Genomic DNA, 24,200 nt, shown 5'->3' with positions numbered 1-24,200 from the left:
TGATGTCATAACGCCTCTACCTGTGCGACGATCACTTTATAAGGCGCTTTGGATGCATATCTTCAACTTGGCCCTGCTGATACTTCTACTTACGCTCAGCTACTTGTGTCGAAATGGCGAAGGCCTGGGGGCTACTACCGCAAACCTTTTGTTCATCACCAGCGCTGTCGGGCTGTATTTCTACCCTTACCTCTACGCCATCTCTCACAGGCTTGAAATCAGCAATTCAATCTTCAAGCTGAATCTGCTGTCGGGATGGACCGGAATTGGCTGGCTGGCGGCTTATTATCGTGTTTTAGTTTTCAACATGGAGAGCAGATAAAACAGCAAATTCTTGCGCTGAACCAGTCATTCTTCACAACGTTTTCACATAGAGCCTCGTAATCTAATCGCAGGCTCTATCAGGCCTTGGCCCGCTTTCCCCCATCGCGGGCTTTTCTTTGCCTGGCGTTTAGCGTCTTTGTCAGCCGCCCTCCTCTTGATCTTCCTTGTGCAAATCCACAACCAGATTCGCCGCCTCTTCTTCTGACTCCAGATAATGAAGCGATCCGTCGTGACTTTTCACTTCGATCAGAGCCTCTAGATCCGGGCGGCGATGCGCGCTTGGGATTTCCTCGCCTTTGAGCATTTTCAGTGTGACTGCCATGAGCGTTCCTCCCTAAAAGAAAAACTGACAGGGAGAGCCGCCGACAATTCAACCGGCCTGGCTTGATTCTGACAGCCAGAGTGGCGGGGACTGCTGCTCCTCTCTTCTACCGCCGCCACCGGTCGATCGTCGAACGCGATGTAAATGTAATGCTTTGTGGAGCGCACGAGCACTGCGAGGCAGCGATGGCGGTTAGCCTGATGCACCGCTATCGCGGCCTCGCGTTGCTCGTTGTTGTGGCTCAATATTTATGGACCATGATGTAGGAGTATCAACCTAAGGAAGCATCATGGGATTTCGGGTCGTTACAGCCGAAGAAAAAGCCGAGGCTATTCGCCTTGTCGTTGAGTTGAATTACTCAGTGCCTAAAGCGTGTGAGCAGACTGGCGTAGGGCCTACCGCGTTGCGGCGCTGGGTTTCACGGTGGCGCAAGGAGCAGGTAGGAGCCGCGCAAACTACCCGGCCTCAGGATCAAGATCTCATCGACTCGCTGCAGGCCAGATTGGCACTGCTGGAGGCCGAGAACGATGTTTTAAAAAAGCAGTTGCCCTCTCATCTAAAGGTGCTGTTTGGCCGAAGAAAATGATTGAGGGCGCTACAAAGAAGCTGTCGGTTCGACGCTTGTGCTGCGTACTGAGCATACCTCGCAGCAGTTATTACGCCATGCGTCGGCCTCGAGCTAAACGCAGTATCGAGCCGCAGTTAGAGAAGAAGATCCGGCTTTTGCACAAAGAACATCGAGGCGCGCTGGGCAGTCGCGGATTTGTTAAAGCGCTGAAGGCACAAGGCGTCCAAATGGGGCGTCATCGTATGCGCAGCTTGATGAAGAGTCTGGGTTTGGTGAGGCGTCGGGCACAGCATGCGCACTATCGACGGGCTACCAAACCGTCCAACATTGCGCCCAATGTGCTGGCACGACGCTTTAACCCTGAACATCCCAACACGTTCTGGGCGGGAGACATTACCTATATCCGTGTCGGTGGTAGTTGGCTGTACCTGGCAATTGTGATGGATCTTTTCTCGCGCAGGATCGTTGGCTGGGCGTTTTCAAGGACGGCCGATACCGAGCTTTCATTGCAGGCTTTACGACTTGCGGTGGGGCTGCGCCGACCTTCTTCCGAGCTGGTGTTTCACTCGGATCAGGGATGCCAATACACCGCTGACCGCTTCGTTAGCTATCTGGCCGAGAAGCAAATCGTGCAGAGCATGAGTCGGCGCGGAAACTGTTGGGACAATGCGGTAGTGGAACGCTACTTCCGATCACAGAAACACGATTGGTCACCTGAGAACGGTTACTCGAATCACTTCGAGGCAGAACGAGACGTGATGGATTTTATTGCTCACTACAACCATCGACGTTGCCACTCTGCCTCGAATAACCTGCCGCCAGCTGTTTTCGAAAAACTGGCGGCCTAACACTCCTACGGAACGGTCCAAAAAAACTGGACCATTACACGTGCGCTCCTACAGGTCCACCGTTTGGTAACCTTTGCGAGCAACTTGAAGGCCCTATATCCCTGGCCTATGCTCGAAACTGATGATCCATGAGGGATCAGTTTTTCACGCTTAGGGGAAAGATAATGAGCAAATTCATTCTGTCGGCAATAACGGCTGTCTTCCTGGTGGGCACGGCAGTACCGCTCGCCTTCGCTGAGAGCGAACTGGAAAAAGGCATTCGGCATGATAATCGTGAACTGGACAAGGGCGTCGAGCACGATGGAAAGGAACTGGATAAAGGTGTGAAGCACGACGCCGACGAGGTTGATAAAGGCGCCAAACATGATGACAAAGAGCGGCACAAGGCCGACAAGCATATCGACAAAGAGATCAAAAAGGACCTCTGAACCAGAGGCGTAAGCCCGCCATCATGCGGGCTTGTTTATATTTTTCATTATGATTGTCAAACGATTAGACCGGGACTTAGAATGCGTCGCCCTGGACTGCCGATGCGATACTGGCTCAGGGCAGCATTTTAAATCAAGGGCTTACACAGGTTTCTGGCGTAAGCTCTTATTGTTTCCGGGCCTCGACAACCTTGCTGATCCAATAAGATGTCCAGGCTGAACTGCACCGATTCAACCTCAGCCGCGACTCAGCCCTTTTCTCGCTAAATATCGAGCGCCTATTCAAAATACAATTTGGCGCGTCTCCGCCCTCTGAACTATAGAGGTCGACTTTGAAAGGACCAGACAGGCATGACCAGGGATAATCAGGAACTTCGGGATGCACTTATATCGGCAGCGTTTCTGCTCAAGTGGTCTTCCGCGGACCTGCACAAGAAAGCTCGGGATTTAGAGGCTACCGGCAATCAGACGGAAGCTGATGCCATAAGGGAAATCGTCAATAACTATGAAGCTTCCGAAGCGAGCCTTCTCAGCTTTGCAGATGAGGTAAAAGCCGGCCGAATTACTCGGGAACCAGCCGAAGAGCCTCGTTAGTCCCACACGAAGATCATCAGACCATCGCTATTCGCGCGCCCGAAGCCAGTCGCGAATAGCGATCAAGCGCTGGTCTCTCAACAAGCGCCTGGCGGAATACCACCCTTATTGAAATCCTCCAGACGCTCACGCTCTTCCTTGGTGGAATGCGCGGGTGTGTCATCCTTTGGCGGTTCTTTCTTTTCGTCAGTCATTTCACTGTCCTCATGGTGGTGCTGTTTTGGCAGCTTGAGGGCGCGGCAGTTCAAACTGTCGATAAGCGTCCGGCCGATTCACGTTTGGAACTCCAGCCTCAAGAGCGATTGTGGGCCAGTGCCCCCCCCTGGATTGGCAGAGTGCCTCTCTGTTGTGTCAGGCTATGTCGTTTTTATCCTTGGCTTCTGGTTTCGCCAGGGGATTTTTCATGCTCAGGACGAGTGATTCAATATGTTGATGAAGCTGGCGCCCAAGAAACGGCGCAACCCACGTAACTTGTATCTGGGTATCGCTGCGGTGGTACTGATTGCCGGGTTTGGACGCTATTTCGCGTTCAAGGCCGAGCAGGAGAACGAGGCCCAACAGGCGCTGCTGGTCGAGCGGCTGGCCCGGCTGGACGCGACCCTGCCAAAACAGCTGGATGCAATAACCACCCTTGAGTACGTCGGCTTGATGTACAGCGACACTATCATTTACCGCTACAGGATCGACCTTGAAGCAAGCAGCCTCTCGGAGGAACGCAAGGTCAGCATGGAGGCGAAAATACGCCTTGGTCTAGAGCAATTGGCCTGCAAGGAACCGCAGTTGTTGGCGATGATGCGAAGGTTCAAGATTCATCAGGAGCATTACTACCTCGCGAGAAACAGCAAACTCTTCACCATTGATCTTCGCGCTGAACAGTTGAACTGCCCAAATTGATGCCGTTATGCAACGCTGAGATCGATGAGTGGTTTCTTTACAGTCCGATGCACTGCAAGCCGATTCGATGCTTGTGGCTATTCTCCTTCAATTACAGCTGAACCCCATGAACAAGACCGAATGGCAAACCCTTGTAGTCAGAGTTAAAAAGTTTCTCGCGATTATCTTTTCGCTCTTTCTCGTAGGCTTTTTCATCTATGCATACCTGCACAAACCGGAATTTCCTTCTGAGATAGTCCTCACGCAAGACTTCATTTCGGGGCAGTCGATCTACGTCGTTCAGGATGCCAGAGATCCTGATGAGCCCAAAAACCTGAGTTTCTACGTCAAAGACGGCCGCGGAAGGAGTGAAGAGACAATGAAGGTGCGCCTCGGCAAAACCCCGCCCTTCCTGGTCTCGGACACTGACTTGAAAGACGTGGTCATCCAGTGTGTCTCCAACGGCCTGCACATCAAACTCAAAGGCGCTGTCTCGGTTTATCGGAGCAACCTTTACCTGGAGGACGGCGACACCTACACCACCTACCGCGTGAGCCTTGAACAGGTCGAAACGCGGCCACCCTTGCCGAGCGGTCGGTGAGCTTGTTTCAGCCAGGCAACCAATGCGCAGACAGTCAGGGCAATGCCGAGCACTTCTTATACCAGGCTGGCGCCGGTCAACCGGCGATGATCCGGGAAATTGATCTCATGTCAGTTGGCTCCCGAAGCTTGAATAAGTGCACGGATCCGGTCGGCATCCGCCGTCGTCATAGGGCTGTAAACAATCATGCCCAGGTCTGGGCGCCCTTCTACAGCAAAGCCGGAATATTCGAGCTCGATCAATCCGAGGGTTTCGTGGCGCAGGCGTTTGATTCCGTCGCCATGGACACGCACATCATTGTCACGCCAGAACGAAGCAAACTCAGGGCTTAGTGCACAGAGCTCCTCTACAAGCCTGATGACTTCGGAATGGGCACCGGCACGAATCGCATCTGCCCTGAATGCACCGACCACAAACCTGGCCGTTGCTTCCCAGTCAAGTTGACCCGCGCGGATCTTCGGGCTGCAGAAAATCAGCCGCAGGATATTGCGCTGTTCAACCGGCAATGTCCCGTAGTCGGTGAGTACTGTCGCTGCGGCACGGTTCCAGGCAAGCACATCCCATGTCGCGCTTTTGATAATGGCCGGGCTGGTCTCGAAACTATCCAACAGACGTTGCAGCCGGGGTGTAACACCCTCAGATGGTTTGTAAACCACTTCTGGCGGGTGTCCGAAAGCGAGCAGGAAAACGTGCTCTCGCTCGGAGTCGGTTAACAAAAGACTTTCGACAATCCGGTTCAACACTTGGGCAGACGGGCTACCGCCCCGCCCTTGCTCAAGCCACGTATACCAGGTTGGGCTGATGTTTGCCCGGGCCGCGACCTCCTCACGACGTAGACCGGGCGTGCGACGTCGGCCTGTCGGTAATCCAAGAGCTGAGGGATCAATACGACCCCGGCAATCTTTCAAGTAAAGTCCAAGCGCGTTATTCGACGGGTCCGGCATATTTATCCCAGTAGTATTTATACCCTGATAATGTCCCTGCTTTTACAGGATGCAGCTTAAGCGCACTGTATCGAATCAGCACATAGAGAATTCGATCATGCGTATTTTTTTAACCGGTTCAACAGGGTTTATTGGCTCCCATGTCGCGGCGGATCTCATTGCATCAGGGCATCAGGTAATAGGGCTGACGCGTTCCGAGTCAGGCAGGCAAGCGCTGACAGCAATAGGTGCGCAGGCTTACAGGGGAGATATCGAAGACCTGCACAGTTTGCAACGTGCCACTGGTGAATGCGATGGCGTAATCCATACCGCCTTCGATCACAACTTTGCGAACTTCGTGGAAAACTGCCAGAAAGATCGACGTGCAATCCTTGCTCTCGGTGCAGCGCTCGAAGGCAGCCACCGCCCGCTGATCATTACATCAAGCACGGCAATGGGCTCGACAGTCCCCGGGCAAAAAGCGCTCGAGCACTGTTTTAATCCTGACCATCCCAACCCAAGGGTGGCCTCGGAACTGGCGGGGCTTGAACTGTATCAGCGCGGGGTTAACGTCTCAGTCATGCGCCTTTCCCAGATTCACGACACCAGAAAGCAGGGCCTGGTAACGGAAGTCATTGAGTTAGCCCGCAAGACTGGAATATCTGCCTATATCGAAGGCGCACTCAATAGCTGGTCCGCAACGCATATCGACGACACGGCGCAGCTATATCGGCTTGCCCTGGAAAGGCAGGAATCAGGTTCGCGCTATCACGCCACCGCTGAAGAGTCTGTTTCGTTCAGAAGTATCGCGGAGATGATCGCCCATAAGTGGCGGCTGCCGTTAGTTGCTGTGCAAGCCGAAAACGCAGCCGCTCATTTTGGCTGGCTAAACCCTTTCGTCAGTAAAGAAATGTCCGCTTCCAGCACCCGGACCAGAGAGGTCTTGCAATGGAATCCACAAGGGCCAACGCTTCTGACTGACGTGGAGAATATGCGGGACGACAGCCTGGAAAACTAGCGCTGTCGCCCCTCGATTTAGCCGGGTTATAGGTATATGCGCATATCGCTTACTTGTCGGACACCAGCGCCAATCGACAAGCCAAGCCGATAAACACGGCGCCCAGAAGTTGATTAAGCGCCTTCGCAATCCGGGCATTTGCTGAAAGTTTGCTCCCTAACTTACTCGCCAGGACGATCACGGAACCGTTCACGAACAAACCAATGACGTTCAGGATGGTCGCGAATATCAGCATCTGGGCAATCACCGATCCTTTAGTTAGATCGACGAATTGTGGAAACAGAGCCAGAACGAACAGTGCCATTTTCGGATTAAGCAGATTGGTGAATAATCCTTGACGAAAGATGCGGGCAAGCGGCGTCGACGCGAGGCTTCCGCTGGCCACAAGCGGCGAGGCGGTACTGGTGAAAGCCTTCCATGCGAGAAATGCCAGATAGGCGGCACCTGCGAATCGGACAACATCGTAGGCAGTGGGCACAGCAATCAGTAACTGTGACAGACCCAAGGCCGCCGCCAGCGCATGACAGTAAGTCCCTGCCTGAATGCCCGCCAGCGAAACAAATCCCGATGCCCTGCCCTGACTCATGCTCCGGGATGCGATCAACAACATGTCCGGGCCGGGTGTCAGGGTGAGCGCAAGGCAAGCGCCTGCAAAAAGTAACGCTACCGAAAAGTCGATCATCAGGTTCCATTCCATGGGGCAAGGTTGGCGGCCTACAAGCAGTGCGCATATTACTGGATTGTCAGGCTCACGTTTACACGAAATGTCTATTTAACCTCGCCGCCCTATTCTACCCAGAGCAGACATGGCACTATGCCGCCCCGCCGCGAACTCATGCGGCGTATTACTTTGAAGCACCCCATCAATAGGGGTCTGCACTCCAGGAAGGAACCGGTTTTGATGAAGGCATTGGCAAGTGGTTTGGTACTCGCAGGACTGGGCGTATTGAGTGGCTGCACGTCGATTGAAGTCGAGCCGCTTACGGTGCGTCCGACGAATATCTGCATTGAGCAGAATCCCAAAGTGCTGGTTACGGATTTTGTCCCAGTGGTGCAACGTGGGCTCTCGGACCGCGGTATCAACTCCGAAGTCTATACCCAGGTGCCAGCCAGCTGCGCCTACCGGCTTACGTATGTTGCGTATCGCACCTGGGATATCGTGCCGTATCTGTCCAGCGCAGATCTGGAGATATGGGACAGCGAAAAACGTCGATTGGGTGCCGCACATTACTACCTGCGGGGCAAAGGCGGATTATCAATGATGAAGTGGCAAGGGACGGAAACCAAGATGGCGCCCGTGCTTGATGAGCTATTGAAGAATATGCCTGCCAAGTAAGTATTGCCGGGCTGGATGACAACCCGGATCACTACTGCACCGGCAGAAAATTCATCAGCAATAAACTTTGCGCGTAATTAAGACCGATACGCCGGTAACGCTCATCCAGAATCTGCGCCAGCAAATCCAGCCGGGCGACTATCTTGCCAAACTCCACGGCGAAACTCAGGTTACTGGTCTGGTCGGATATCTCGTTGGAAAACAGCAACAGGACGCCATTGGCATCCTGACGCTGGCTGAGCAGCCAGGTGGCTTTTTCGATATTGCGCGCGGCATTGCTGACAAACTGCGGATTGATGGAGTCCGTCACATAAAACTCGGTGCGACCACCGTGCGCGGTGATCAGCATGCTGCCAATGGCGTAGATGAATGCGCCCACACGGTCGCCGCGAAACTCCGGACTCAAGGAATAGCTCAGCGCCGCCAAGTCACGGCGATCCCCAAGAGCCGGCAACGGCTGACGCTGTTCGATGGCCTGACGAATCGCCCGCGCAGCACTGACCTCATCGGTGTAGCCCGATTGACGCCACTGGTCAGGATTGCGCATGTAAAGCTTGTTCATCAGCAAATACAGACTTTGCAGATTATCGTGCATGCCTAACGTAGCCATTCGGTCAACGCTGGTCTGGAAGATCTCGTCAGGTTTGCCTTTGCTGAATTGATTTGCGATATCGCGGCCCTGCTGCTGGCTACAACCGCAGACACCCAGCAGAAAAACCACCGCCAGCACGAGCGGCTGGCGCATCCATTGAGTGAAACATGCGGGTAATGTGCGATCCATCGGCACCAGGTCTGATTCGCTGTCCGCGCGGGAAATCAGCGCGGTCGGGACAGACATAGATCGGGAAAATCAAGAAAAGTGCGATATGAGGGCCAGATTGTTGGAACAACCCCGCGAATCAGGCGTGCGCCTGAAACCATTGAAATGCACTTTCTGCAAAAAATGCATCTGAGAGACGTGACCACCCTACCCAGCGGTAACCAATCCAAAGGCCGCTACGGTGGAGTTATACCTCTCGGACCGCCTCAGCATTCGCGCTAGTCCGGCGCACGCCATCAGCGCGTATCAGATGCAGAAATGCTTGTGCGCATCAGAGCCGTTTTTAAAATCAGGCCACGCACGCAGTGGCTAAGCGAGGCTCTTTGAGCCTCACTACATTTTCATTGCTTATGTAGCAGTGCCACCTCAAAAACGCCTGCTCCTGGCGTGATTGAGCAATCCGCCACTCGCAGCTGCCAATGCTACTGATCGGCAATGACATCATTTCCGCCGTGGCAAGGTTGAGCTGGGATAAAAGGTCCCGGCTGTCTTCAGCAAATTTTCTTTTAAGGACCATTTTTGGTTTTTTCTTAAAAATGAAACAACTGAGACCACAAAAAACGGACTCTGCACTCGAATTTCTTAGATTCAGACGACTGGTCATGGCGCGAGGACATTTCGAGCGATGAACAGGTTAAAAAACGTCCACCTTCGGGCCAGGAGCGGACACTACAGGATCGTGGCTCGCAGCCATGTTATGGTGAGTCGCTACAAGGTAACGGACGAAAATCAAACATGGATCTGATTCACCTCACGCCTGCGACACATCACATTACGGATGGCTACTGGCAGCTTCTTCGCGCGGGAGATGGCTCAATCTATGTCCTCGTCAACTGCGAGGCGTCCTTCTTGAGTTACGAATCCCTGATTAAGCTCAACGACGAGGAATTGCGGGACTACCATGGCCTGGGCTGGCTATCCATTCAGCACCTGGCTAACCGAATCAATTATTTCGTCAGCGAATACAGTGACCGCCGGATCACGGGCCCTCTGTTCGACGCAGCCATTCAGGCCTCCTGGCCCTAAACATCTGGACGGAATGCCAGTGGCAGTCATGCAGGCCGAGCAGTAGCTGCTGGCTTCACCCCCCCCTTATTGATCGAGATTGCTGATGATTAACCCGAAACAGGCTCTCAACAAAATAGAGGATCTTCTCAGCGCTGCACGCGGGACAGACGACCTGTTTCTGCATGCTGCGGCATTCAGCGCGATATCTATCCTCACGAAAGGACTGGATGAGTATTTTAAGGAACGCGCTCCATACGCTGCCGAAAACATCGAACGGCTGCGCTCTCACGCATCAGCAATGCTCGGATACGACATCACTGTCGGGCACAGTACAGAGCAGCACCACGTGTGGGCGCTATCTGCAATCTCGGGCCTCAACGAAGCGCTCGACAAACTCGAAAGATAAAGACGGCAGAGGCATCGCACTGAACGCGCCCTGGAGTACCACGATCAGGTCGATGAGGGCGAGATAGAGAAACCAGCTCTGGTGGCAGTGATGGCTTCGCCAATTCGAAAGCAATAAAAAACCCGAAGACGTTAATCTTCGGGTTCTTTAATAGTGGAGGCCGAGGTCGGAATCGAACCGGCGTAAGCGGATTTGCAATCCGCGGCATAACCATTTTGCTACTCGGCCTCAAACATCCAGTGCTCAAACAACAAACACTCAATGTGTACAAACTTGGAGCGGGAAACGAGACTCGAACTCGCGACCCCGACCTTGGCAAGGTCGTGCTCTACCAACTGAGCTATTCCCGCATCTTGGTGACGGGCGCTATTCTATACATTCAAACCGCGCCGTCAACCCTTTGTTTTAAAAACTTATTTTTTATCAGCGGTGGTTTTCAGATGCGGCCATGCTGCTCTCAGGTATTGCAGCATCGACCACAAAGTCAGGCCTGCAGCGAGAATCAGCAACACGTAACCCAGCACCACCCAGAATGTGAACGCGGGTGGATTAGCCAGCAGGATGACCAGCGCCAGCATTTGTGCGGCGGTCTTCCATTTGCCCAGGTTCGATACCGCCACCTGCGCCCTGGCGCCCAATTCGGCCATCCATTCGCGCAAAGCGGAAATAACGATCTCACGGCCGATAATCACCGCCGCAGGCAACGTCAGCCATAGATTGGCGTGGGCCTGAACCAGCAACACGAGCGCCACTGCAACCATCAGTTTGTCCGCGACGGGATCGAGAAACGCGCCAAACGGCGTGCTCTGCTCCAGACGGCGAGCCAGATAACCATCGAGCCAGTCGGTCGCCGCGGCAAAAGCGAAGACGCTACTGGCTGCCATGTAGCTCCAGTGGTACGGCAGATAAAACAGCAGAATGAAGATCGGAATCAGGAGGACACGTAGAACGGTGATCAGATTAGGGATATTCATCGGCACAACTTGCTACGAGGTGAGCGGGCATTCTACTCGCTGTGCAGGTTCGCATAAATCGACTCTGCAAGCTTTTTACTTATTCCGGGCGCTTTTGCGATTTCTTCGATGCTGGCGCGGGACAATTCCTGCAAACCACCAAAGTGCTTGAGCAGGTCACGACGCCGTGTCGGCCCTACTCCGGCAACGCCTTCAAGACTCGAAGTGCGCCGTGTCTTGCCGCGTCGTGCCCGGTGTCCAGTAATTGCAAAACGGTGAGCTTCGTCGCGAATCTGTTGAATCAGGTGCAACGCCGGAGAATCCCCCGGCAGGGTAAATTCGTGAGCGGAATCATTCAGGTACAGGGTTTCAAAGCCTGCCTTACGGGTCGTACCTTTGGCAACACCCAACAGGATCAGATCAGGCACTGCCAGCTCATTCAATACATCCCGGGCCATGGACATCTGCCCTTTACCGCCGTCAACCAGCAGAATATCCGGCAACTTGCCCTCGCCTTCTTTCAGCTTGCTGAAACGTCGGGTCAATGCCTGGTGCATGGCAGCATAGTCGTCCCCCGCCGTAACGCCCTCAATGTTGTAGCGGCGATAATCCGATTTGATCGGCCCTTCAGGACCAAATACCACGCAGGAAGCCACTGTAGCTTCACCACTGGAGTGGCTGATGTCATAGCACTCAAGGCGCAGCGGCGGCTCATCGAGTTTCAGAACCTTCTGCAGTGCATCGAATCGAGCTGCTACATGCTGACGATTGGCGAGCCGCGCCGCCAACGCCTGTTCCGCGTTGGTCACTGCCATCTGCTGCCAGCGGGCACGGGTGCCACGAACGCGGTGGCTGATCACCAGTTCGCGACCTCGAGACTCTTCAATGGCATCGATCAAGGTCGGGAAATCGTCATGCAGCACATTGACGATGATTTCAGCTGGCAACTCACGATCAACGCCGCCAAGGAAATACTGCGACAGGAAGGCCGACATGACCTCGCCCACCTCCTCCTCGATACCGACCTGAGGGAAGAAGTTCTTGCTACCCAGCACCCTGCCCCCGCGCACGCTGATCAGATGCACACAAGCGCCGCCGGGGTTGACGAAGGCAGCGACGACGTCGACGTCACCCGTGCCGCCTTCCATGCTCTGTTGATCCTGAACCCGGCGCAGCAACGCAATCTGGTCACGCAACTCGGCAGCCTGTTCAAAATCCAGACTCATGGCGGCTTTTTCCATCAGTGCGTTCAACTCGTCAGTCAGCGTGTTACTGCGACCTTCGAGGAACATCACCGAGTGGCGCACATCTTCCGCGTAAACCTCCGGCTCCACGAGACCGACACACGGCCCCTTGCAGCGCTTGATCTGATATTGCAGGCACGGTCGGGTGCGGTTCTTGTAGAAGCTGTCTTCACACTGACGAACCAGAAAGGTCTTCTGCATCAAGCTCAGGCTTTCCCGTACCGCTCCGGCACTGGGGTAAGGGCCGAAATAACGACCTTTGGGTTTCTTGGCGCCGCGATGAATACTTAGACGCGGAAAGTCACCATCCGACAGATAGACGTAGGGATAGGACTTATCATCGCGCAGCAGAATATTGTAAGGCGGACGCCATTCTTTGATCAGCGTCTGCTCAAGCAGCAGCGCCTCGGTTTCGTTGGCGGTGATCGTGGTTTCAATCTGGGCGATCCGCGAGACCAATGCACTGGTCTTTGGCGCGTGGCCGGTCTTGCGAAAGTAACTCGCCAGGCGGTTTTTCAGATTCTTGGCTTTGCCGACGTACAGTAGCCGCGCCTCGGTATCGAACATGCGATACACGCCAGGACGGCCACTACAGGTTGCAAGAAAGGCACTCGGGTCAAACGATGGGTTCATTTCAGGCGCTGGCATCGACCATGCCGTGACGTACCGCCAGCAAAGCCAGCTCGACATCGCTGCCAATCGACAGCTTCTCAAAGATACGGTAACGGTAGGTATTTACGGTTTTCGGGGACAGACACAGCTTATCGGAGATGGTCTGCACTTTCTGGCAGCCAACGATCATCAGGGCAATCTGGATCTCACGCTCCGAAAGCAGATCGAAGGGCGAGTTGTTGACTTGCGGCTGGAACGACTTGAGGGCCAGTTGCTGGGCTATCTGCGGACTGATGTAACGCTGTCCGGCAAAGACCAGACGGATGGCCTGCACCATTTCCGCCAAGCCAGCACCTTTGGTCATGTAACCCGCCGCACCGGCCTGCAACAGCCGCGTTGGAAAAGGATCTTCCTCGCAGACCGTAACTGCCACAACCTTGATTTCGGGATGGCTGCGCAACATTTTGCGAGTCGCTTCGAGGCCGCCGATGCCGGGCATCTTTACGTCCATGAGCACCACATCAGGCTTCAGCTCGCGCGCTTTCTTGAGCGATTCTTCACCAGAGTCTGCCTGGCCGACCACCTGAAGACCATCTATATCAGCCAACATGCGGGTAATGCCTGTCCGGACAAGATCATGGTCATCAACAACTAGCACCTTAATCAAGCAGACACCTCGCAAAACGGTCATAACGAATACGGATCACCATAGCAAAAACAAAGGGCCAGACCTAGCGTCAAGCAAGGTCTGGCCCACAATGATTTTGATATGGCGCTGAGGACACGCTATCACCGATGCCCTCAAATGATGAAATTATTTGCGCCGCTAATCGTTAACGCAGTGGAGTTTCAGCCTTCCCTGCGATTAACGCGCCTTGCTCTGGATGGCATATGAAGCTGACAGCTCAGCCATGGTGATGGTCAATCGCCTGATGGCATCCTGATCTTCCTTGGTGAGGGTACGGTAGCTACCCAGAACTTTCTCCTCAGCATTGCTTAGATTTTCGACAAGGATAGGCGTAGCGCTTCCGGTCAGAACAAACAATACATCCACGCCCTTTGCGGCGATGGCTGCGAGGTAATCGGCCTTGGGGGCACGATCGCCACTTTCATATTTGCCCTGAGCGTTGGCCTCCACGCCTCCGATTTCTCCAAAAGCAAGCTGAGATAAACCCAAGCGTTCTCTTTCTTTTCTCAGTCGGGAACCTATTCCACTCATTTGAATGCGTAATCCTGTTGACCCCATCCTTACGAATGGTAGAATCGAGTTAAATTAAACTGATTTGAACGGTTTTGAACTATGCCCGGAATACGTACCGCCGCACAAGCCAAAGCATGGCTTGAACATCAAGGTAAATCTGTTCAAGAGTTTGCCCGCGAGCACAGCATTGATCCGGCAACCACTTATCAGGTTTTGGCTGGCCGCAAGAAAGGTCGGCGCGGAGAGGCCCATAAAGTGGCGGTTTTACTGGGCATGAAGGACGGCATCATTCCCGCCGAGCCACAACGTCAAGTTGAAGCAGCAGCTGATTGAGATTTTTCCAAGTGAGAAATTGCGGATGGAATACACGGGATTAATGGACAGTCGCCTGTAGGAGCTTTCTCCATTCATCCCTCGCCTTAAACATCTTGTTTCGAACTCGTCGAACGAAAAAAGCGCGATTCCACTCGACTGATTTTGCTTGGCCTGCCTATGCCTGCCATTGATATTTCTGATTGAAATGCTCAGCACGGCTGAAGTAAGCTCGCTGCACTTAACGGAGATGTATCATGTTGCCATCCACTTCACAGCCACTGTTGCAGACCAGCGTTGATCGCCTGGTAGCGCGCGCGGCCGTGTGGGGTCAGTCGGTAGACGTTGCTCCGCAAAACACTTCTTATTTTGGGTATTGGTTTAGCCACTGGCGCGCCTGATACCCATCCGGCGCCCACATCAAGGGGACGCCAACCAGAGAATTCTCTACCCCCGGTCGGCTACCCGACCGGGGGTTTTGTTTTTTAGCGCCCCTGAAAACTTAATTGAATCGAGGATTACGACATGACCTACAGCACTTATTACCGCACCGACATTTGCACTGCCTGGCGATTTAGCAGCCTCCGTTCGGGACAGCAAGCCGCCTCCGTTCGGTCACTGACAGGTGGCAACCCGTTACAAAACGCCAACCCGGCAAATTGTCGAACACCCCAGTAGGGCTCGAGCGGGCCGCACCCGCCAGCCCAGGAAGCAGAACCATGAATTCGTCTATCGCCGTAAAACCGTCTGACCTGTCGTCCCGCAACCTGACCGTGCTCGACAGCATTCCCGCCCCGCAACGCCTGCCAAGTACCCTGCAACTGAAATCGCAGTTGCCGCTGGATCTTGCCCTCACTGAACAGGTTGCCGCACAACGCCGCGCCGTTCGCGCCATCCTCAATGGCCAGGACTCTCGCCTGCTGGTGGTGGTAGGCCCCTGCTCCATCCATGATCCACAATCAGCCATTGAATACGCCGAACGCCTGGCGGCCCTTGCCGGTGAAGTCAGCGATCAGATGCTGCTGGTGATGCGCGCCTACGTAGAGAAGCCCCGCACCACGGTTGGCTGGAAGGGCCTGGCTTATGATCCGCAACTCGACGGCAGTGATGACATGGCCGCAGGCCTCACACTCTCACGTCATCTGATGCGCGAGATGCTGCGCCTGGGTCTGCCTGTTGCGACAGAGATCCTGCAACCCATGGCAGCCGGTTATTTTGACGACCTGCTCAGTTGGGTCGCCATTGGTGCTCGCACCACTGAATCGCAGATCCACCGGGAGGTGGCCAGCGGTCTGCCTATGCCAGTGGGCTTCAAGAACGGGACTGACGGGGGCGTCGCCATTGCCTGTGACGCCATGCGTTCGGCTGCTCATGGGCATCGTCACTTCGGCATGGATCGCCAAGGGCATCCGGCGATCATCGAAACCCAGGGCAACCCCGACACTCACATCGTACTTCGCGGTGGACACCAAGGGCCTAACTACGATCGTAGTAGCGTGGCGCAAGTACGTGAGAGCCTCGCGAAACAGCAAATTGCCGAACGCATCATGGTCGACTGCAGTCACGCGAACAGTGGCAAAGACCCGTTGCGCCAGCCGGAAGTATTCAACGATGTGCTCGCGCAGCGCTTGCAGGGTGACTCATCACTGGTTGGCATGATGATCGAAAGTCATCTGTTTGAAGGCTGCCAGCCGATCAGCGGCTCGATGCGTTACGGTGTCTCGGTGACTGATGGCTGCCTGGGCTGGGACGCCACAGAGCATCTGCTGCGCGAAGCCGTCAGCAAACTGCGTTACAGGTAACAAGCGAAAAAGAGCGGCGGACAACGCCGCTCAACTCGCTTGATGGTTAATGCTCTGAACTTTATCGAGAAATGCCTTCCTTAATCCGGTAGGCTCTTTCTTTTTTTTCACAGGAGTAATTCCACATGGCTAAAGCCACTGCCCGCCACATCCTTGTATCCAGCGAAGAGAAATGCAACGAGCTCAAAGCGCAGATCGAAGGCGGTGCTGATTTTGCGGAAGTCGCCAAATCCAACTCCAGCTGCCCATCCAGCCGCCAGGGCGGTGATCTGGGTTCTTTCGGCCCAGGCCAGATGGTCAAGGAATTCGACACTGTCGTGTTCAGCGCGCCCGTTAACGTCGTGCAAGGCCCGGTGAAGACCCAGTTCGGTTATCACCTGCTGGAAGTGACCAGCCGCCAGGATTGATTCCTCGCGACTGATGCTCACAAACGGCTCGCCTCAAGGCGGGCCGTTTTTGTTTGTGGTGCTAGAGAAACCGCCATGCCTCCCTGTAGGAGCGCACGAGCCCCGCAATGCTGGGGTTTAGCGCATAACCCCTACTTGCACCGCGCATCATCCAGTTACAAACCAGCCCGGGTTCCGGTACCTTGTTGAAGCCTGCATTGAACGGTCAAGAACGTTGCCTGACCGTGCCTGTCGTATGACTTTAATCATCGCCACCCTTAACCCTGATGTTCGCCCGCCGACGTCAGTCAGGATCCCAGTAATGCGTTTTGTTTCTTCATCGCTGATCGTGGCACTGCTGGCCCTGCTCTCTGGCCCTCAATTATTGTCCGCTGCGCCGCAACACGCTCTGACGGTTTATGGCGAAGCGCCCCGTTACTCTGCGGATTTCAAGCATTTCGACTACGTAAACCCGGACGCGCCAAAAGGCGGCAGCATGCGTCGCTCGGCTCAGGAAATTGGCCAGTTCGACCACCTGATGCCCTATCTGGACAAAGGGACCGGCGTGTCGCAAATCAATGGCATGCTCTATTCACCTCTCGCTGTACGATCGCTGGACGAGCCTTACACCGTTTATGGTCTGGTGGCTGAGCGCATCGAGCGCAGCGATGATGGCCTGTGGTTGCGCTTCTATATCAATCCGAAAGCCCGCTTCGCAGACGGCGTGCCTATTACCGCAGAAGACGTGCGCTACACCTACGACCTGCTGATGACGCAGGGCAGCCTGTCATACCGGACACAATTTCAGGACGTCAAAGGCGTTGAGGTTGAATCCCCAACCCGGATCCGCTTTGACTTCAAGTCCAGTGAAAGTCGAACGTTGCCGCTGGACCTCACTTCCCTTCCGGTCTTTCCGGAACACTGGTGGAAGAGTCGCGACTTCGCTGGCGGTGGCGGCTTTGAGATTCCGGTGGGCAGCGGCCCCTACAAAGTCGCCAAGGTGGACCCAGGACGCAGCATCACCTTCGCCCGTGACCCGGACTGGTGGGCCAGGGATCTGCCGGTAAACCGCGGTTCCTATAACTTCGACACCTTCAGCGTCGAGTACTTCGGCGACATTGACGTGGCCCGGCAAGTCCTCAAGGGCGGCGCTTACGACTACAACCGCGAGTACTCCGCCACGGCCTATTCGATTCTCTACGACAGCCCGGCGCTGACCGACGGCCGCCTGCAAAAGGCCCATCTGGCCAAAGGCGCCGTGCAGAGTTCTCAAGGTTTTGTCTTCAACCTGGATCGCCCCATGTTTCAGGATCGCCGGGTGCGTCAGGCGCTATCGATGCTCTGGGACTTCGAATGGACCAACCGGCAGATGATGCGCAACATGTACATCCGCCAGAACAGCTACTTTTCCAACTCGTCCCTGGCCGCCACTGAGCTGCCGACTCCAGCCGAACTGAAAATTCTTGAGCCTTTGCGTGCCAACGTGCCGCCGGAAGTGTTCAACAAGGTATTCCACACCCCGAAAACAGATGGCACGGGATACATCCGGGACAAGCAGCTTGAGGCACTGAAGCTGATGGAAGACGCTGGCTGGACGCCCAAAGGCGATCATCTGGTCAACGCCCAAGGCGAGCCGTTTACCTTTACCTTTCTCAACGGCCAGGCCGGGTTTGAAAAAATATTGCTGCCGTACAAGCGCACGCTGGCGCAGATTGGTATCGACTTCGAGATCCGCCGCATTGACTCGGCGCAGTTTCTGAACAGAGTCATGGCCCGTGATTACGACATGATCGTGACCGGTTACCCGGTTTCAACCTCGCCTGGTATGGAGCTGTATAACAGTTTCGGCTCCAAAGGCGCCCGCGACCCCGGCTCCAGTAACTACATGGTGCTGCAGGACCCAGCAGTGGACAGCCTGATCGCCGGACTGGTCAGCGCCGATCAGAAATCCACCACGGTGGATTACGCCCGTTGCCTGGATCGTGTGCTGCAATGGGGCTATTACTGGATTCCCAACTATTACCCGCCGGGTGCATCGACGCTGTGGTGGAATCGTTTCGGCATTCCGAAAGTACAGGCCAGTAATGGGGAGGCGATTGAAACCTGGTGGGAGGTCAGCCCTGTTCCGCTGACCAACGAGCAGTTCGCTGAAAAACGCGGCGCTTCCGCCGTCGCCTCGGAGATGAAGTGAATGCTCGGCTATTTATTGCGACGTCTATTGCTGATCATTCCTACGCTGTTGTGCATTTTGCTGGTCAACTTCTTTATTGTTCAGGCGGCGCCCGGTGGCCCGGTTGAGCAGGCCATTGCCCGCTTGCAAGGTATTGGCGGTGCCAGTTCCAGTGCTGGCAGCGCAGCGAGCGAGTCAATCAATGCCAACCCGTCACGCGCGTCTCGCGGCCTCGATCCCAAACTGATCAAAGACATCGAACACCAATATGGTTTCGACAAGCCCCTGCACGAGCGCCTGTGGCTGATGCTGAAAAGCTATGCGCGGCTGGACTTCGGTAACAGCTTCTTCCGGGGCGCGACGGTCACTGACCTGATTCTGCAAAAGATGCCAGTGTCCATTTCGCTGGGGCTTTGGGCAACGCTGATCACGTATCTGGTTTCGATCCCTCTGGGCATTCGCAAGGCAGTCAGGCACGGCAGTCAGTTCGACATCTGGAGCAGCACCGCCATCATCATTGGCTACGCAATGCCGGCGTTTCTGTTTGCGATGCTGCTGGTGGTGCTCTTCGCCGGGGGCACGTCACTCAACTGGTTCCCGGTACGCGGGCTGGTGTCCGAAGACTTCGAGCAGATGAGCACTGTGGGCAAGATTGCGGACTACTTCTGGCATCTGGTGCTGCCGGTTTCGTCACTGGTCATTGGTGGTTTCGCGACGCTGACGATTCTGACCAAGAACTCGTTTCTGAATGAAATCACCCGCCAGTACGTAGTGACGGCCAGGGCCAAAGGCTTGAGCGAGCGCCGCGTGCTGTACGGCCATGTGTTTCGCAACGCCATGCTGCTGGTGGTAGCGGGTATTCCGCAGGCATTCATCAGCGTGTTTTTTGCAGGTTCGCTGCTCATCGAAGTCATTTTCTCCCTCGATGGTCTGGGCCGCATGAGCTATGAAGCTGCGGTTTCACGGGACTATCCCGTGGTATTCGGCTCGCTGTTCATCTTCACCCTGTTTGGCTTGCTGATAAAACTGGTCGGAGATATCTGCTACACCCTGGTCGATCCGCGAATCGACTTCAGCGCGAGGAATGCCTGATGAGCAGACTTTCTCCGCTGGCCCAGCGACGGCTTGACCGCTTTCGCAAGAACCGCCGAGGCTGGTGGTCACTGTGGCTGTTCTGCGGTCTGTTCCTGCTGACGCTGGGTGGCGAGTTGATCGCCAATGACAAGCCGCTGGTCCTCAGTTATCAGAACTCGCTGTATTTCCCGGCACTCAAGCGTTACACCGAGCAAGAGTTCGGCGGCCAATTGCCGTTCCAGCCGGACTATCGCAGTGACTACGTTCGGGATCTGATCAAAAAGGGTGATGGCTGGATGCTGTTTCCGCCCATTCCGTTCAGCGACAACACCCCCAATTACGACCTCAATCGCCCTGCCCCCAGCCCGCCGACAGCGCAAAACTGGCTGGGCACTGACGATCAGGCGCGGGACGTGTTGGCCCGAGTGATATTCGGTGCCCGGGTGTCGATTCTCTTCGCCCTGGTATTGACGACCATCAGTGCCCTGATTGGTATCGCAGCGGGTGCGCTGCAAGGCTATTACGGCGGCTGGGTCGACCTGATCGGTCAGCGCTTGCTGGAAGTCTGGTCAGGGTTGCCGGTGCTTTATCTGCTGATCATTTTGTCCGGCTTCGTCGAACCCAATTTCTGGTGGTTGCTGGGGATCATGGCGCTGTTTTCATGGCTCGCCCTGGTGGATGTGGTGCGCGCCGAGTTTCTACGCGGCCGCAACCTTGAGTACGTCAAGGCGGCTCGCGCACTGGGCATGAGCGACCGCAAGATCATCACCCGGCATATCCTGCCCAACGCGATGAATGCGACCCTGAGTTACCTGCCGTTTATCCTTACCGGTGCGATTTCCACCCTGACCGCGCTGGATTTTCTGGGCTTCGGCATGCCCGCTGGCAGCGCTTCGCTTGGGGAGCTGATCGCCCAGGGCAAACAGAACCTGCAAGCACCCTGGCTGGGGCTGACCGCGTTCTTCACCCTGGCGCTGATCCTGTCACTGCTGGTATTCATTGGCGAGGCGCTGCGTGATGCCTTCGACCCGAGGTCTTGATATGTCGGACAACCTGATTGAAATCCGTGACCTCAGTGTCGCCTTCAGCGGTCAAACGGTGGTCAAGAACCTGAGCCTGGATATCCGCGCCGGTGAATGCCTGGCGCTGGTGGGCGAATCCGGCTCCGGCAAGTCAGTCACCGCCCATTCGATCCTGCAATTGCTGCCCGCCAAAGGCACGGTTAGCACCGGCAGCATTCTCTATCGAGACCAGCAGTTGCTTGGCGCAGACAGCCGTACCTTGCGCCGCTTGCGGGGTCATCAGATCGGGATGATTTTCCAGGAACCGATGACCTCGCTGAACCCGCTGCACACGGTCTCCAAACAAATCGGTGAAACTCTTCTGCTGCACAAGGGCCTGACAGGCCGGGCCGCGCAAAAACGCATTGTTGAACTGCTCGAACTGGTGGGTATCCAGCAACCGGAGAAGCGTCTCAAAGCCTATCCCCACGAATTGTCAGGTGGTCAGCGCCAGCGGGTGATGATCGCCATGGCGCTGGCCTGCGAGCCGGAATTGCTGATCGCCGACGAGCCGACCACGGCCCTGGATGTGACGGTGCAGCGCAAGATCCTGCTGCTGCTCAAAGAGTTGCAACAGCGCTTGAACATGTCGCTGCTGCTGATAAGTCATGACCTCAATCTGGTGCATAGCATTGCCCAGCGTGTCTGCGTGATGCGCGCCGGGGAAATCGTCGAGCAATCCAATTGCCACTCATTGTTCAAACAACCACAGCACCCCTACAGCAAACTGCTGCTCGACGCAGAGCCTGCTGGCGAACCGCTGCCCCGGGACAGTCGAGAGAAAGTGCTGGAGGTGGAGAACCTGCGTGTCTGGTTCTCGTTGGGTGGCGGGATCTTCCGTCAGCACAAGGAATACCTCAAGGCGGTGGATGACATCAGCCTGAGCATCGAGCGCGGTAAAACCCTCGGCATCGTGGGTGAGTCGGGCTCGGGAAAATCGACACTTGGTCAGGCAATCCTGCGCCTGCTTGAATCGCGTGGCAGTATCCGTTTTCAGGGGCAAAGCCTGAACAACCTGAATCAGAAGCAAATGCGTCCCTGGCGCAAGCAGATGCAGGTGGTTTTCCAGGACCCTTATGGCAGCCTCAGCCCGCGTATGTCCGTGGCGCAAATCATCAGTGAAGGGCTTGAAGTTCATAGCGAAATGGACGCGACGCAATGTGAGGTCGAAGTCATTCGCGTGCTGGAAGAAGTCGGTATCGACCCGCAAAGCAGGCATCGTTACCCCCATGAGTTTTCCGGCGGCCAGCGCCAGCGGATAGCCATCGCCAGGGCCCTGGTCCTCAAGCCGGCATTGATACTGCTGGATGAACCGACCTCGGCGCTGGACCGAACGGTGCAGAAACAAGTCGTGGCCTTGCTACGTCAGTTGCAGGAAAAGCACGGGCTCACGTATTTGTTCATCAGTCACGATCTGGCCGTGGTCAAAGCACTGGCCCACGACGTGATCGTGGTCAAAGACGGCAAGGTTGTCGAACGTGGCGCCAGTCACGATCTGTTCGACGCCCCCCAACATCCTTACACCAAGGAATTGCTGGCGGCGGCACACCCTGGATTCAGTTAAAAAAAAGGGCATTCTGTACGGCCAGACGCCGGTGACGCACAACGGAACACCCCATGAAAGAGAGCCATAGCCTCAACGATTACCGCAGGGTTCGCCAACTGGCGATTCGCTCGCTGTTCGAAATCATCGAGCAGTCGAGCGAGGGCACCGTGATTGTCGACAAAGACGCAAAGATTGTCTGGATCAACGAACGTTATGCCCGCCGCTTCGGGCTGCAGGACTCCAGTCTGGCGCTGGGCCAACCCTGCGAAAAGGTCATCCCCGGCAGTCTGCTGCGCCAGGTCGCCACTAATGGACGGCCGATTCTGTTGGACATGATGGATACCGCCAAGGACCCGCTGGTGGTCATGCGCTTGCCGATTCACGATGACACCGGTGATTTGATCGGGGCCATTGGTTTCGCTCTGTTTGATGAGCTTCAGGCGCTTTCGCCGCTACTCAAGCGTTACCTGAGCATGCAAGAGGAACTGGCCTCTACCCGTTCCTTGTTGCGTGCCCGTCAGGCCAAATACAGTTTTGCGCATTTCATTGGCACCAGCGCGGCCAGCCTGGAAGTCAAACGCCGGGCGCGACGCAGCGCCAGTGCTGAATCCCCCGTTCTGCTGCTGGGTGAAACGGGCACCGGCAAGGAATTGCTGGCCCACGCGATTCACAACGCGTCACCACGGGCACACAAAGCATTTGTCAGCATCAACAGCGCGGCCATTCCGGAAACATTGCTGGAGGCGGAGTTTTTCGGCACTGCGCCGGGTGCCTTCACCGGCGCTGACCGCAAAGGGCGACCGGGCAAACTGCAGATCGCCCAGGGTGGCACGTTGTTTCTCGATGAAATCGGCGATATGCCACTGCCCTTGCAAAGCAAACTGCTGCGCGTCCTGCAGGAAAAAGAGTACGAGCCTGTCGGTTCCAATCAAGTGCACAAGAGCGATATCCGCCTGATTGCTGCGACTTCTACTGACCTTGAAGCGGCCATCAAACGTGGCCAGTTTCGCGCGGACCTTTATTACCGCTTGAGCGTTTTGCCCATTCAGGTGCCGCCGTTGCGCGATCGGCTGGATGACCTGCCAGCGCTCAGCGAATCGATCCTCGAAGAGCTGCGCAGCCAGCACGAACTCGAACCGGGCGCACAGGCGCTGCTCGCCCAGCATGCGTGGCCGGGCAATATTCGCGAGCTGCGCAACGTTCTGGAGCGTGCAGCCTTGCTCAGTGATGACCTCGTGCTCAATGCTAAAGAGATCAGAGCCTCGATTGGCAGCCTGGTCCCGGTCAATAGCCTGGCAAGTGAATCGTCTGATCCTGCGTGCTTCGAAACCTTCAGCCAGGCCCGACAACGCTTTGATCGGCAGTTGATTGAGCAGGCACTGGTGCAATGCGCAGGGAATGTCGTGGAAGCCGCGAGTCAACTGGGACTCGGCCGCTCGACGCTCTACAAGAAAATGGCCGCGCTGGGGATTGCCGAGTCTCAATAGAGAGACTTGTGTCTCTGAAAGGAGATGGCCTGGTTGCCTGCAATCTCCTTGCTCACTCGAGCTCTCTAGTGGGGGCGGTGCTTGCCCGCGATCGAAGCGCCGCAGTCCATTAGACACACCGAGGTGCCTGAATCGCGGGCAAGCACCGCTCCCACATGGCTTCTGTATTTCATGCCCAACATCGGCGACGCTGTCCAACGATATTCAACCCTCTGATTTGGAGTGCTTTCTTAGCTGTAGGAGCGCGCTTGCCCGCGATCCGGTCTATCAGTGAAAAATTTAT

General features: G+C 55.5%; 29 protein-coding genes and 2 tRNA genes. 20 read left to right on the top strand and 11 right to left on the bottom strand.

Annotated elements, in window-relative coordinates:
- Positions 1-52 precede the first annotated feature (52 nt).
- Complete coding sequence (locus tag K3169_RS14480; RefSeq protein WP_027898576.1) at positions 53-322, top strand: superinfection immunity protein; 270 nt, start codon at positions 53-55, stop codon at positions 320-322.
- 141 nt (positions 323-463) lie between these two features.
- Here K3169_RS14480 and K3169_RS14475 read toward each other — a convergent pair whose 3' ends face one another.
- A complete protein-coding gene (locus K3169_RS14475) occupies positions 464-646 on the bottom strand; it encodes a hypothetical protein (protein WP_122398337.1) in 183 nt (60 codons plus the stop codon).
- Between the two features lie 289 nt (positions 647-935).
- Between K3169_RS14475 and K3169_RS14470 the strand changes: the two genes are divergently transcribed.
- The 6 genes from K3169_RS14470 (at position 936) to K3169_RS14445 (ending at position 4,558) form a co-directional block, all read left to right on the top strand.
- Positions 936-1,232: a transposase gene (locus tag K3169_RS14470; protein ID WP_095096866.1), complete on the top strand. Its 297-nt coding sequence runs from the start codon at positions 936-938 to the stop codon at positions 1,230-1,232.
- Positions 1,148-2,062, top strand: a complete 915-nt coding sequence (locus K3169_RS14465) for an IS3 family transposase (protein WP_231677976.1) — start codon at positions 1,148-1,150, stop codon at positions 2,060-2,062. The genes K3169_RS14470 and K3169_RS14465 overlap by 85 nt, the downstream gene beginning before the upstream one ends.
- Positions 2,063-2,226: 164 nt before the next feature.
- Positions 2,227-2,490, top strand: coding sequence for a hypothetical protein (locus K3169_RS14460; protein WP_099271264.1), 264 nt, complete (start codon positions 2,227-2,229; stop codon positions 2,488-2,490).
- A gap of 351 nt (positions 2,491-2,841) precedes the next feature.
- Positions 2,842-3,084 carry a hypothetical protein gene (locus K3169_RS14455; protein ID WP_231677620.1) on the top strand — a complete coding sequence of 81 codons (243 nt, stop codon included), beginning with the start codon at positions 2,842-2,844 and terminating at the stop codon, positions 3,082-3,084.
- A 426-nt stretch (positions 3,085-3,510) separates the two neighbouring features.
- Positions 3,511-3,978: a hypothetical protein gene (locus K3169_RS14450; protein WP_263272102.1), complete on the top strand. Its 468-nt coding sequence runs from the start codon at positions 3,511-3,513 to the stop codon at positions 3,976-3,978.
- A 106-nt stretch (positions 3,979-4,084) separates the two neighbouring features.
- Positions 4,085-4,558, top strand: a complete 474-nt coding sequence (locus tag K3169_RS14445; protein ID WP_263272101.1) for a hypothetical protein — start codon at positions 4,085-4,087, stop codon at positions 4,556-4,558.
- Positions 4,559-4,668: 110 nt separating this feature from the next.
- On the opposite strand, the gene K3169_RS14440 is transcribed toward K3169_RS14445, so the two are convergent.
- Complete coding sequence (locus tag K3169_RS14440; protein WP_263272100.1) at positions 4,669-5,502, bottom strand: helix-turn-helix transcriptional regulator; 834 nt, start codon at positions 5,500-5,502, stop codon at positions 4,669-4,671.
- 97 nt (positions 5,503-5,599) lie between these two features.
- Between K3169_RS14440 and K3169_RS14435 the strand changes: the two genes are divergently transcribed.
- Complete coding sequence (locus K3169_RS14435) at positions 5,600-6,499, top strand: SDR family oxidoreductase (RefSeq protein WP_263272098.1); 900 nt, start codon at positions 5,600-5,602, stop codon at positions 6,497-6,499.
- 49 nt (positions 6,500-6,548) lie between these two features.
- Here K3169_RS14435 and K3169_RS14430 read toward each other — a convergent pair whose 3' ends face one another.
- Positions 6,549-7,181 carry a LysE family translocator gene (locus K3169_RS14430; protein WP_263272096.1) on the bottom strand — a complete coding sequence of 211 codons (633 nt, stop codon included), beginning with the start codon at positions 7,179-7,181 and terminating at the stop codon, positions 6,549-6,551.
- A gap of 219 nt (positions 7,182-7,400) precedes the next feature.
- On the opposite strand from K3169_RS14430, the gene K3169_RS14425 reads away from it, so the two are divergent.
- Positions 7,401-7,835 carry an Sbal_3080 family lipoprotein gene (locus tag K3169_RS14425; protein WP_122808776.1) on the top strand — a complete coding sequence of 145 codons (435 nt, stop codon included), beginning with the start codon at positions 7,401-7,403 and terminating at the stop codon, positions 7,833-7,835.
- Between the two features lie 31 nt (positions 7,836-7,866).
- Here the strand turns inward: K3169_RS14425 and K3169_RS14420 are convergent, their stop codons facing one another.
- Positions 7,867-8,580 (bottom strand): hypothetical protein, encoded by a 714-nt coding sequence (locus tag K3169_RS14420; RefSeq protein ID WP_411567048.1) that lies wholly within the window; start codon positions 8,578-8,580, stop codon positions 7,867-7,869.
- Positions 8,581-8,944: 364 nt separating this feature from the next.
- A complete protein-coding gene (locus tag K3169_RS14415; RefSeq protein WP_141562250.1) occupies positions 8,945-9,259 on the bottom strand; it encodes a hypothetical protein in 315 nt (104 codons plus the stop codon).
- A gap of 131 nt (positions 9,260-9,390) precedes the next feature.
- Between K3169_RS14415 and K3169_RS14410 the strand changes: the two genes are divergently transcribed.
- Positions 9,391-9,681 (top strand): hypothetical protein, encoded by a 291-nt coding sequence (locus K3169_RS14410; RefSeq protein WP_255878224.1) that lies wholly within the window; start codon positions 9,391-9,393, stop codon positions 9,679-9,681.
- An 85-nt stretch (positions 9,682-9,766) separates the two neighbouring features.
- Positions 9,767-10,069 carry a hypothetical protein gene (locus tag K3169_RS14405; protein ID WP_164581908.1) on the top strand — a complete coding sequence of 101 codons (303 nt, stop codon included), beginning with the start codon at positions 9,767-9,769 and terminating at the stop codon, positions 10,067-10,069.
- 154 nt (positions 10,070-10,223) lie between these two features.
- Here K3169_RS14405 and K3169_RS14400 read toward each other — a convergent pair.
- The 6 genes from K3169_RS14400 to K3169_RS14375 form a co-directional block, all read right to left on the bottom strand.
- Positions 10,224-10,297: transfer RNA gene (locus tag K3169_RS14400), tRNA-Cys, on the bottom strand.
- A gap of 46 nt (positions 10,298-10,343) precedes the next feature.
- Positions 10,344-10,419, bottom strand: a tRNA-Gly gene (locus K3169_RS14395).
- 63 nt (positions 10,420-10,482) lie between these two features.
- Positions 10,483-11,043, bottom strand: coding sequence for a CDP-diacylglycerol--glycerol-3-phosphate 3-phosphatidyltransferase (gene pgsA / locus K3169_RS14390; RefSeq protein WP_027898587.1), 561 nt, complete (start codon positions 11,041-11,043; stop codon positions 10,483-10,485).
- A 32-nt stretch (positions 11,044-11,075) separates the two neighbouring features.
- Positions 11,076-12,899 carry an excinuclease ABC subunit UvrC gene (gene uvrC / locus K3169_RS14385; RefSeq protein WP_231667482.1) on the bottom strand — a complete coding sequence of 608 codons (1,824 nt, stop codon included), beginning with the start codon at positions 12,897-12,899 and terminating at the stop codon, positions 11,076-11,078.
- Between the two features lies 1 nt (position 12,900).
- Positions 12,901-13,545 carry a UvrY/SirA/GacA family response regulator transcription factor gene (gene uvrY / locus K3169_RS14380; protein WP_027898589.1) on the bottom strand — a complete coding sequence of 215 codons (645 nt, stop codon included), beginning with the start codon at positions 13,543-13,545 and terminating at the stop codon, positions 12,901-12,903.
- A gap of 198 nt (positions 13,546-13,743) precedes the next feature.
- The gene (locus K3169_RS14375; RefSeq protein WP_263272091.1) at positions 13,744-14,097 is read right to left on the bottom strand and encodes a helix-turn-helix domain-containing protein; all 354 of its coding nucleotides are present in this window, start codon (positions 14,095-14,097) and stop codon (positions 13,744-13,746) included.
- Between the two features lie 81 nt (positions 14,098-14,178).
- Between K3169_RS14375 and K3169_RS14370 the strand changes: the two genes are divergently transcribed.
- The 9 genes from K3169_RS14370 to K3169_RS14330 all read left to right on the top strand — a co-directional run bounded on the left by K3169_RS14370 (position 14,179) and on the right by K3169_RS14330 (position 23,917).
- Positions 14,179-14,412 (top strand): DNA-binding protein, encoded by a 234-nt coding sequence (locus K3169_RS14370; protein WP_027898591.1) that lies wholly within the window; start codon positions 14,179-14,181, stop codon positions 14,410-14,412.
- 236 nt (positions 14,413-14,648) lie between these two features.
- Positions 14,649-14,792: a hypothetical protein gene (locus K3169_RS14365; protein WP_164706065.1), complete on the top strand. Its 144-nt coding sequence runs from the start codon at positions 14,649-14,651 to the stop codon at positions 14,790-14,792.
- 318 nt (positions 14,793-15,110) lie between these two features.
- Complete coding sequence (locus tag K3169_RS14360) at positions 15,111-16,193, top strand: 3-deoxy-7-phosphoheptulonate synthase (RefSeq protein WP_231677613.1); 1,083 nt, start codon at positions 15,111-15,113, stop codon at positions 16,191-16,193.
- A 125-nt stretch (positions 16,194-16,318) separates the two neighbouring features.
- Positions 16,319-16,600 (top strand): peptidylprolyl isomerase, encoded by a 282-nt coding sequence (locus K3169_RS14355; RefSeq protein WP_027898593.1) that lies wholly within the window; start codon positions 16,319-16,321, stop codon positions 16,598-16,600.
- 301 nt (positions 16,601-16,901) lie between these two features.
- Entirely contained in the window at positions 16,902-18,770 is a 1,869-nt protein-coding gene (locus K3169_RS14350) for an extracellular solute-binding protein (protein ID WP_263272084.1), read from the top strand.
- Positions 18,771-19,841 carry a microcin C ABC transporter permease YejB gene (locus tag K3169_RS14345; protein ID WP_099271255.1) on the top strand — a complete coding sequence of 357 codons (1,071 nt, stop codon included), beginning with the start codon at positions 18,771-18,773 and terminating at the stop codon, positions 19,839-19,841.
- The gene (locus K3169_RS14340; protein ID WP_099271254.1) at positions 19,841-20,863 is read left to right on the top strand and encodes an ABC transporter permease; all 1,023 of its coding nucleotides are present in this window, start codon (positions 19,841-19,843) and stop codon (positions 20,861-20,863) included. The genes K3169_RS14345 and K3169_RS14340 overlap by 1 nt, the downstream gene beginning before the upstream one ends.
- 1 nt (position 20,864) lies before the next feature.
- Positions 20,865-22,448 (top strand): ABC transporter ATP-binding protein, encoded by a 1,584-nt coding sequence (locus K3169_RS14335; RefSeq protein ID WP_099271253.1) that lies wholly within the window; start codon positions 20,865-20,867, stop codon positions 22,446-22,448.
- A gap of 53 nt (positions 22,449-22,501) precedes the next feature.
- Positions 22,502-23,917 (top strand): sigma-54 interaction domain-containing protein, encoded by a 1,416-nt coding sequence (locus K3169_RS14330; RefSeq protein WP_099271252.1) that lies wholly within the window; start codon positions 22,502-22,504, stop codon positions 23,915-23,917.
- Positions 23,918-24,200 lie beyond the last annotated feature (283 nt).

The sequence above is a fragment of the Pseudomonas phytophila genome (genome assembly GCF_025643095.1).
Lineage (GTDB): Bacteria > Pseudomonadota > Gammaproteobacteria > Pseudomonadales > Pseudomonadaceae > Aquipseudomonas > Aquipseudomonas quasicaspiana.
Note: the sequence above shows the minus strand (reverse complement) of the source record. Positions and strands in the feature narration are given on the sequence as shown.

What these genes read in the sequence shown, in the direction of transcription:
- K3169_RS14335 (WP_099271253.1), top strand. Translation starts at nt 20,865, where the DNA reads ATGTCGGACAACCTGATTGAAATCCGTGACCTCAGTGTCGCCTTCAGC.
- K3169_RS14445 (WP_263272101.1), top strand. Translation starts at nt 4,085, where the DNA reads ATGAACAAGACCGAATGGCAAACCCTTGTAGTCAGAGTTAAAAAGTTT.
- K3169_RS14340 (WP_099271254.1), top strand. Translation starts at nt 19,841, where the DNA reads ATGAGCAGACTTTCTCCGCTGGCCCAGCGACGGCTTGACCGCTTTCGC.
- K3169_RS14480 (WP_027898576.1), top strand. Translation starts at nt 53, where the DNA reads ATGCATATCTTCAACTTGGCCCTGCTGATACTTCTACTTACGCTCAGC.
- pgsA (WP_027898587.1), bottom strand. Translation starts at nt 11,043, where the DNA reads ATGAATATCCCTAATCTGATCACCGTTCTACGTGTCCTCCTGATTCCG.
- K3169_RS14420 (WP_411567048.1), bottom strand. Translation starts at nt 8,580, where the DNA reads ATGCGCCAGCCGCTCGTGCTGGCGGTGGTTTTTCTGCTGGGTGTCTGC.
- K3169_RS14375 (WP_263272091.1), bottom strand. Translation starts at nt 14,097, where the DNA reads ATGAGTGGAATAGGTTCCCGACTGAGAAAAGAAAGAGAACGCTTGGGT.
- K3169_RS14475 (WP_122398337.1), bottom strand. Translation starts at nt 646, where the DNA reads ATGGCAGTCACACTGAAAATGCTCAAAGGCGAGGAAATCCCAAGCGCG.
- K3169_RS14330 (WP_099271252.1), top strand. Translation starts at nt 22,502, where the DNA reads ATGAAAGAGAGCCATAGCCTCAACGATTACCGCAGGGTTCGCCAACTG.
- uvrC (WP_231667482.1), bottom strand. Translation starts at nt 12,899, where the DNA reads ATGAACCCATCGTTTGACCCGAGTGCCTTTCTTGCAACCTGTAGTGGC.
- K3169_RS14415 (WP_141562250.1), bottom strand. Translation starts at nt 9,259, where the DNA reads ATGACCAGTCGTCTGAATCTAAGAAATTCGAGTGCAGAGTCCGTTTTT.
- K3169_RS14430 (WP_263272096.1), bottom strand. Translation starts at nt 7,181, where the DNA reads ATGATCGACTTTTCGGTAGCGTTACTTTTTGCAGGCGCTTGCCTTGCG.
- K3169_RS14370 (WP_027898591.1), top strand. Translation starts at nt 14,179, where the DNA reads ATGCCCGGAATACGTACCGCCGCACAAGCCAAAGCATGGCTTGAACAT.
- K3169_RS14360 (WP_231677613.1), top strand. Translation starts at nt 15,111, where the DNA reads ATGAATTCGTCTATCGCCGTAAAACCGTCTGACCTGTCGTCCCGCAAC.
- K3169_RS14455 (WP_231677620.1), top strand. Translation starts at nt 2,842, where the DNA reads ATGACCAGGGATAATCAGGAACTTCGGGATGCACTTATATCGGCAGCG.
- K3169_RS14440 (WP_263272100.1), bottom strand. Translation starts at nt 5,502, where the DNA reads ATGCCGGACCCGTCGAATAACGCGCTTGGACTTTACTTGAAAGATTGC.
- K3169_RS14435 (WP_263272098.1), top strand. Translation starts at nt 5,600, where the DNA reads ATGCGTATTTTTTTAACCGGTTCAACAGGGTTTATTGGCTCCCATGTC.
- K3169_RS14345 (WP_099271255.1), top strand. Translation starts at nt 18,771, where the DNA reads ATGCTCGGCTATTTATTGCGACGTCTATTGCTGATCATTCCTACGCTG.
- K3169_RS14460 (WP_099271264.1), top strand. Translation starts at nt 2,227, where the DNA reads ATGAGCAAATTCATTCTGTCGGCAATAACGGCTGTCTTCCTGGTGGGC.
- K3169_RS14365 (WP_164706065.1), top strand. Translation starts at nt 14,649, where the DNA reads ATGTTGCCATCCACTTCACAGCCACTGTTGCAGACCAGCGTTGATCGC.
- K3169_RS14405 (WP_164581908.1), top strand. Translation starts at nt 9,767, where the DNA reads ATGATTAACCCGAAACAGGCTCTCAACAAAATAGAGGATCTTCTCAGC.
- K3169_RS14450 (WP_263272102.1), top strand. Translation starts at nt 3,511, where the DNA reads ATGTTGATGAAGCTGGCGCCCAAGAAACGGCGCAACCCACGTAACTTG.
- K3169_RS14425 (WP_122808776.1), top strand. Translation starts at nt 7,401, where the DNA reads ATGAAGGCATTGGCAAGTGGTTTGGTACTCGCAGGACTGGGCGTATTG.
- K3169_RS14470 (WP_095096866.1), top strand. Translation starts at nt 936, where the DNA reads ATGGGATTTCGGGTCGTTACAGCCGAAGAAAAAGCCGAGGCTATTCGC.
- K3169_RS14355 (WP_027898593.1), top strand. Translation starts at nt 16,319, where the DNA reads ATGGCTAAAGCCACTGCCCGCCACATCCTTGTATCCAGCGAAGAGAAA.
- K3169_RS14350 (WP_263272084.1), top strand. Translation starts at nt 16,902, where the DNA reads ATGCGTTTTGTTTCTTCATCGCTGATCGTGGCACTGCTGGCCCTGCTC.
- K3169_RS14410 (WP_255878224.1), top strand. Translation starts at nt 9,391, where the DNA reads ATGGATCTGATTCACCTCACGCCTGCGACACATCACATTACGGATGGC.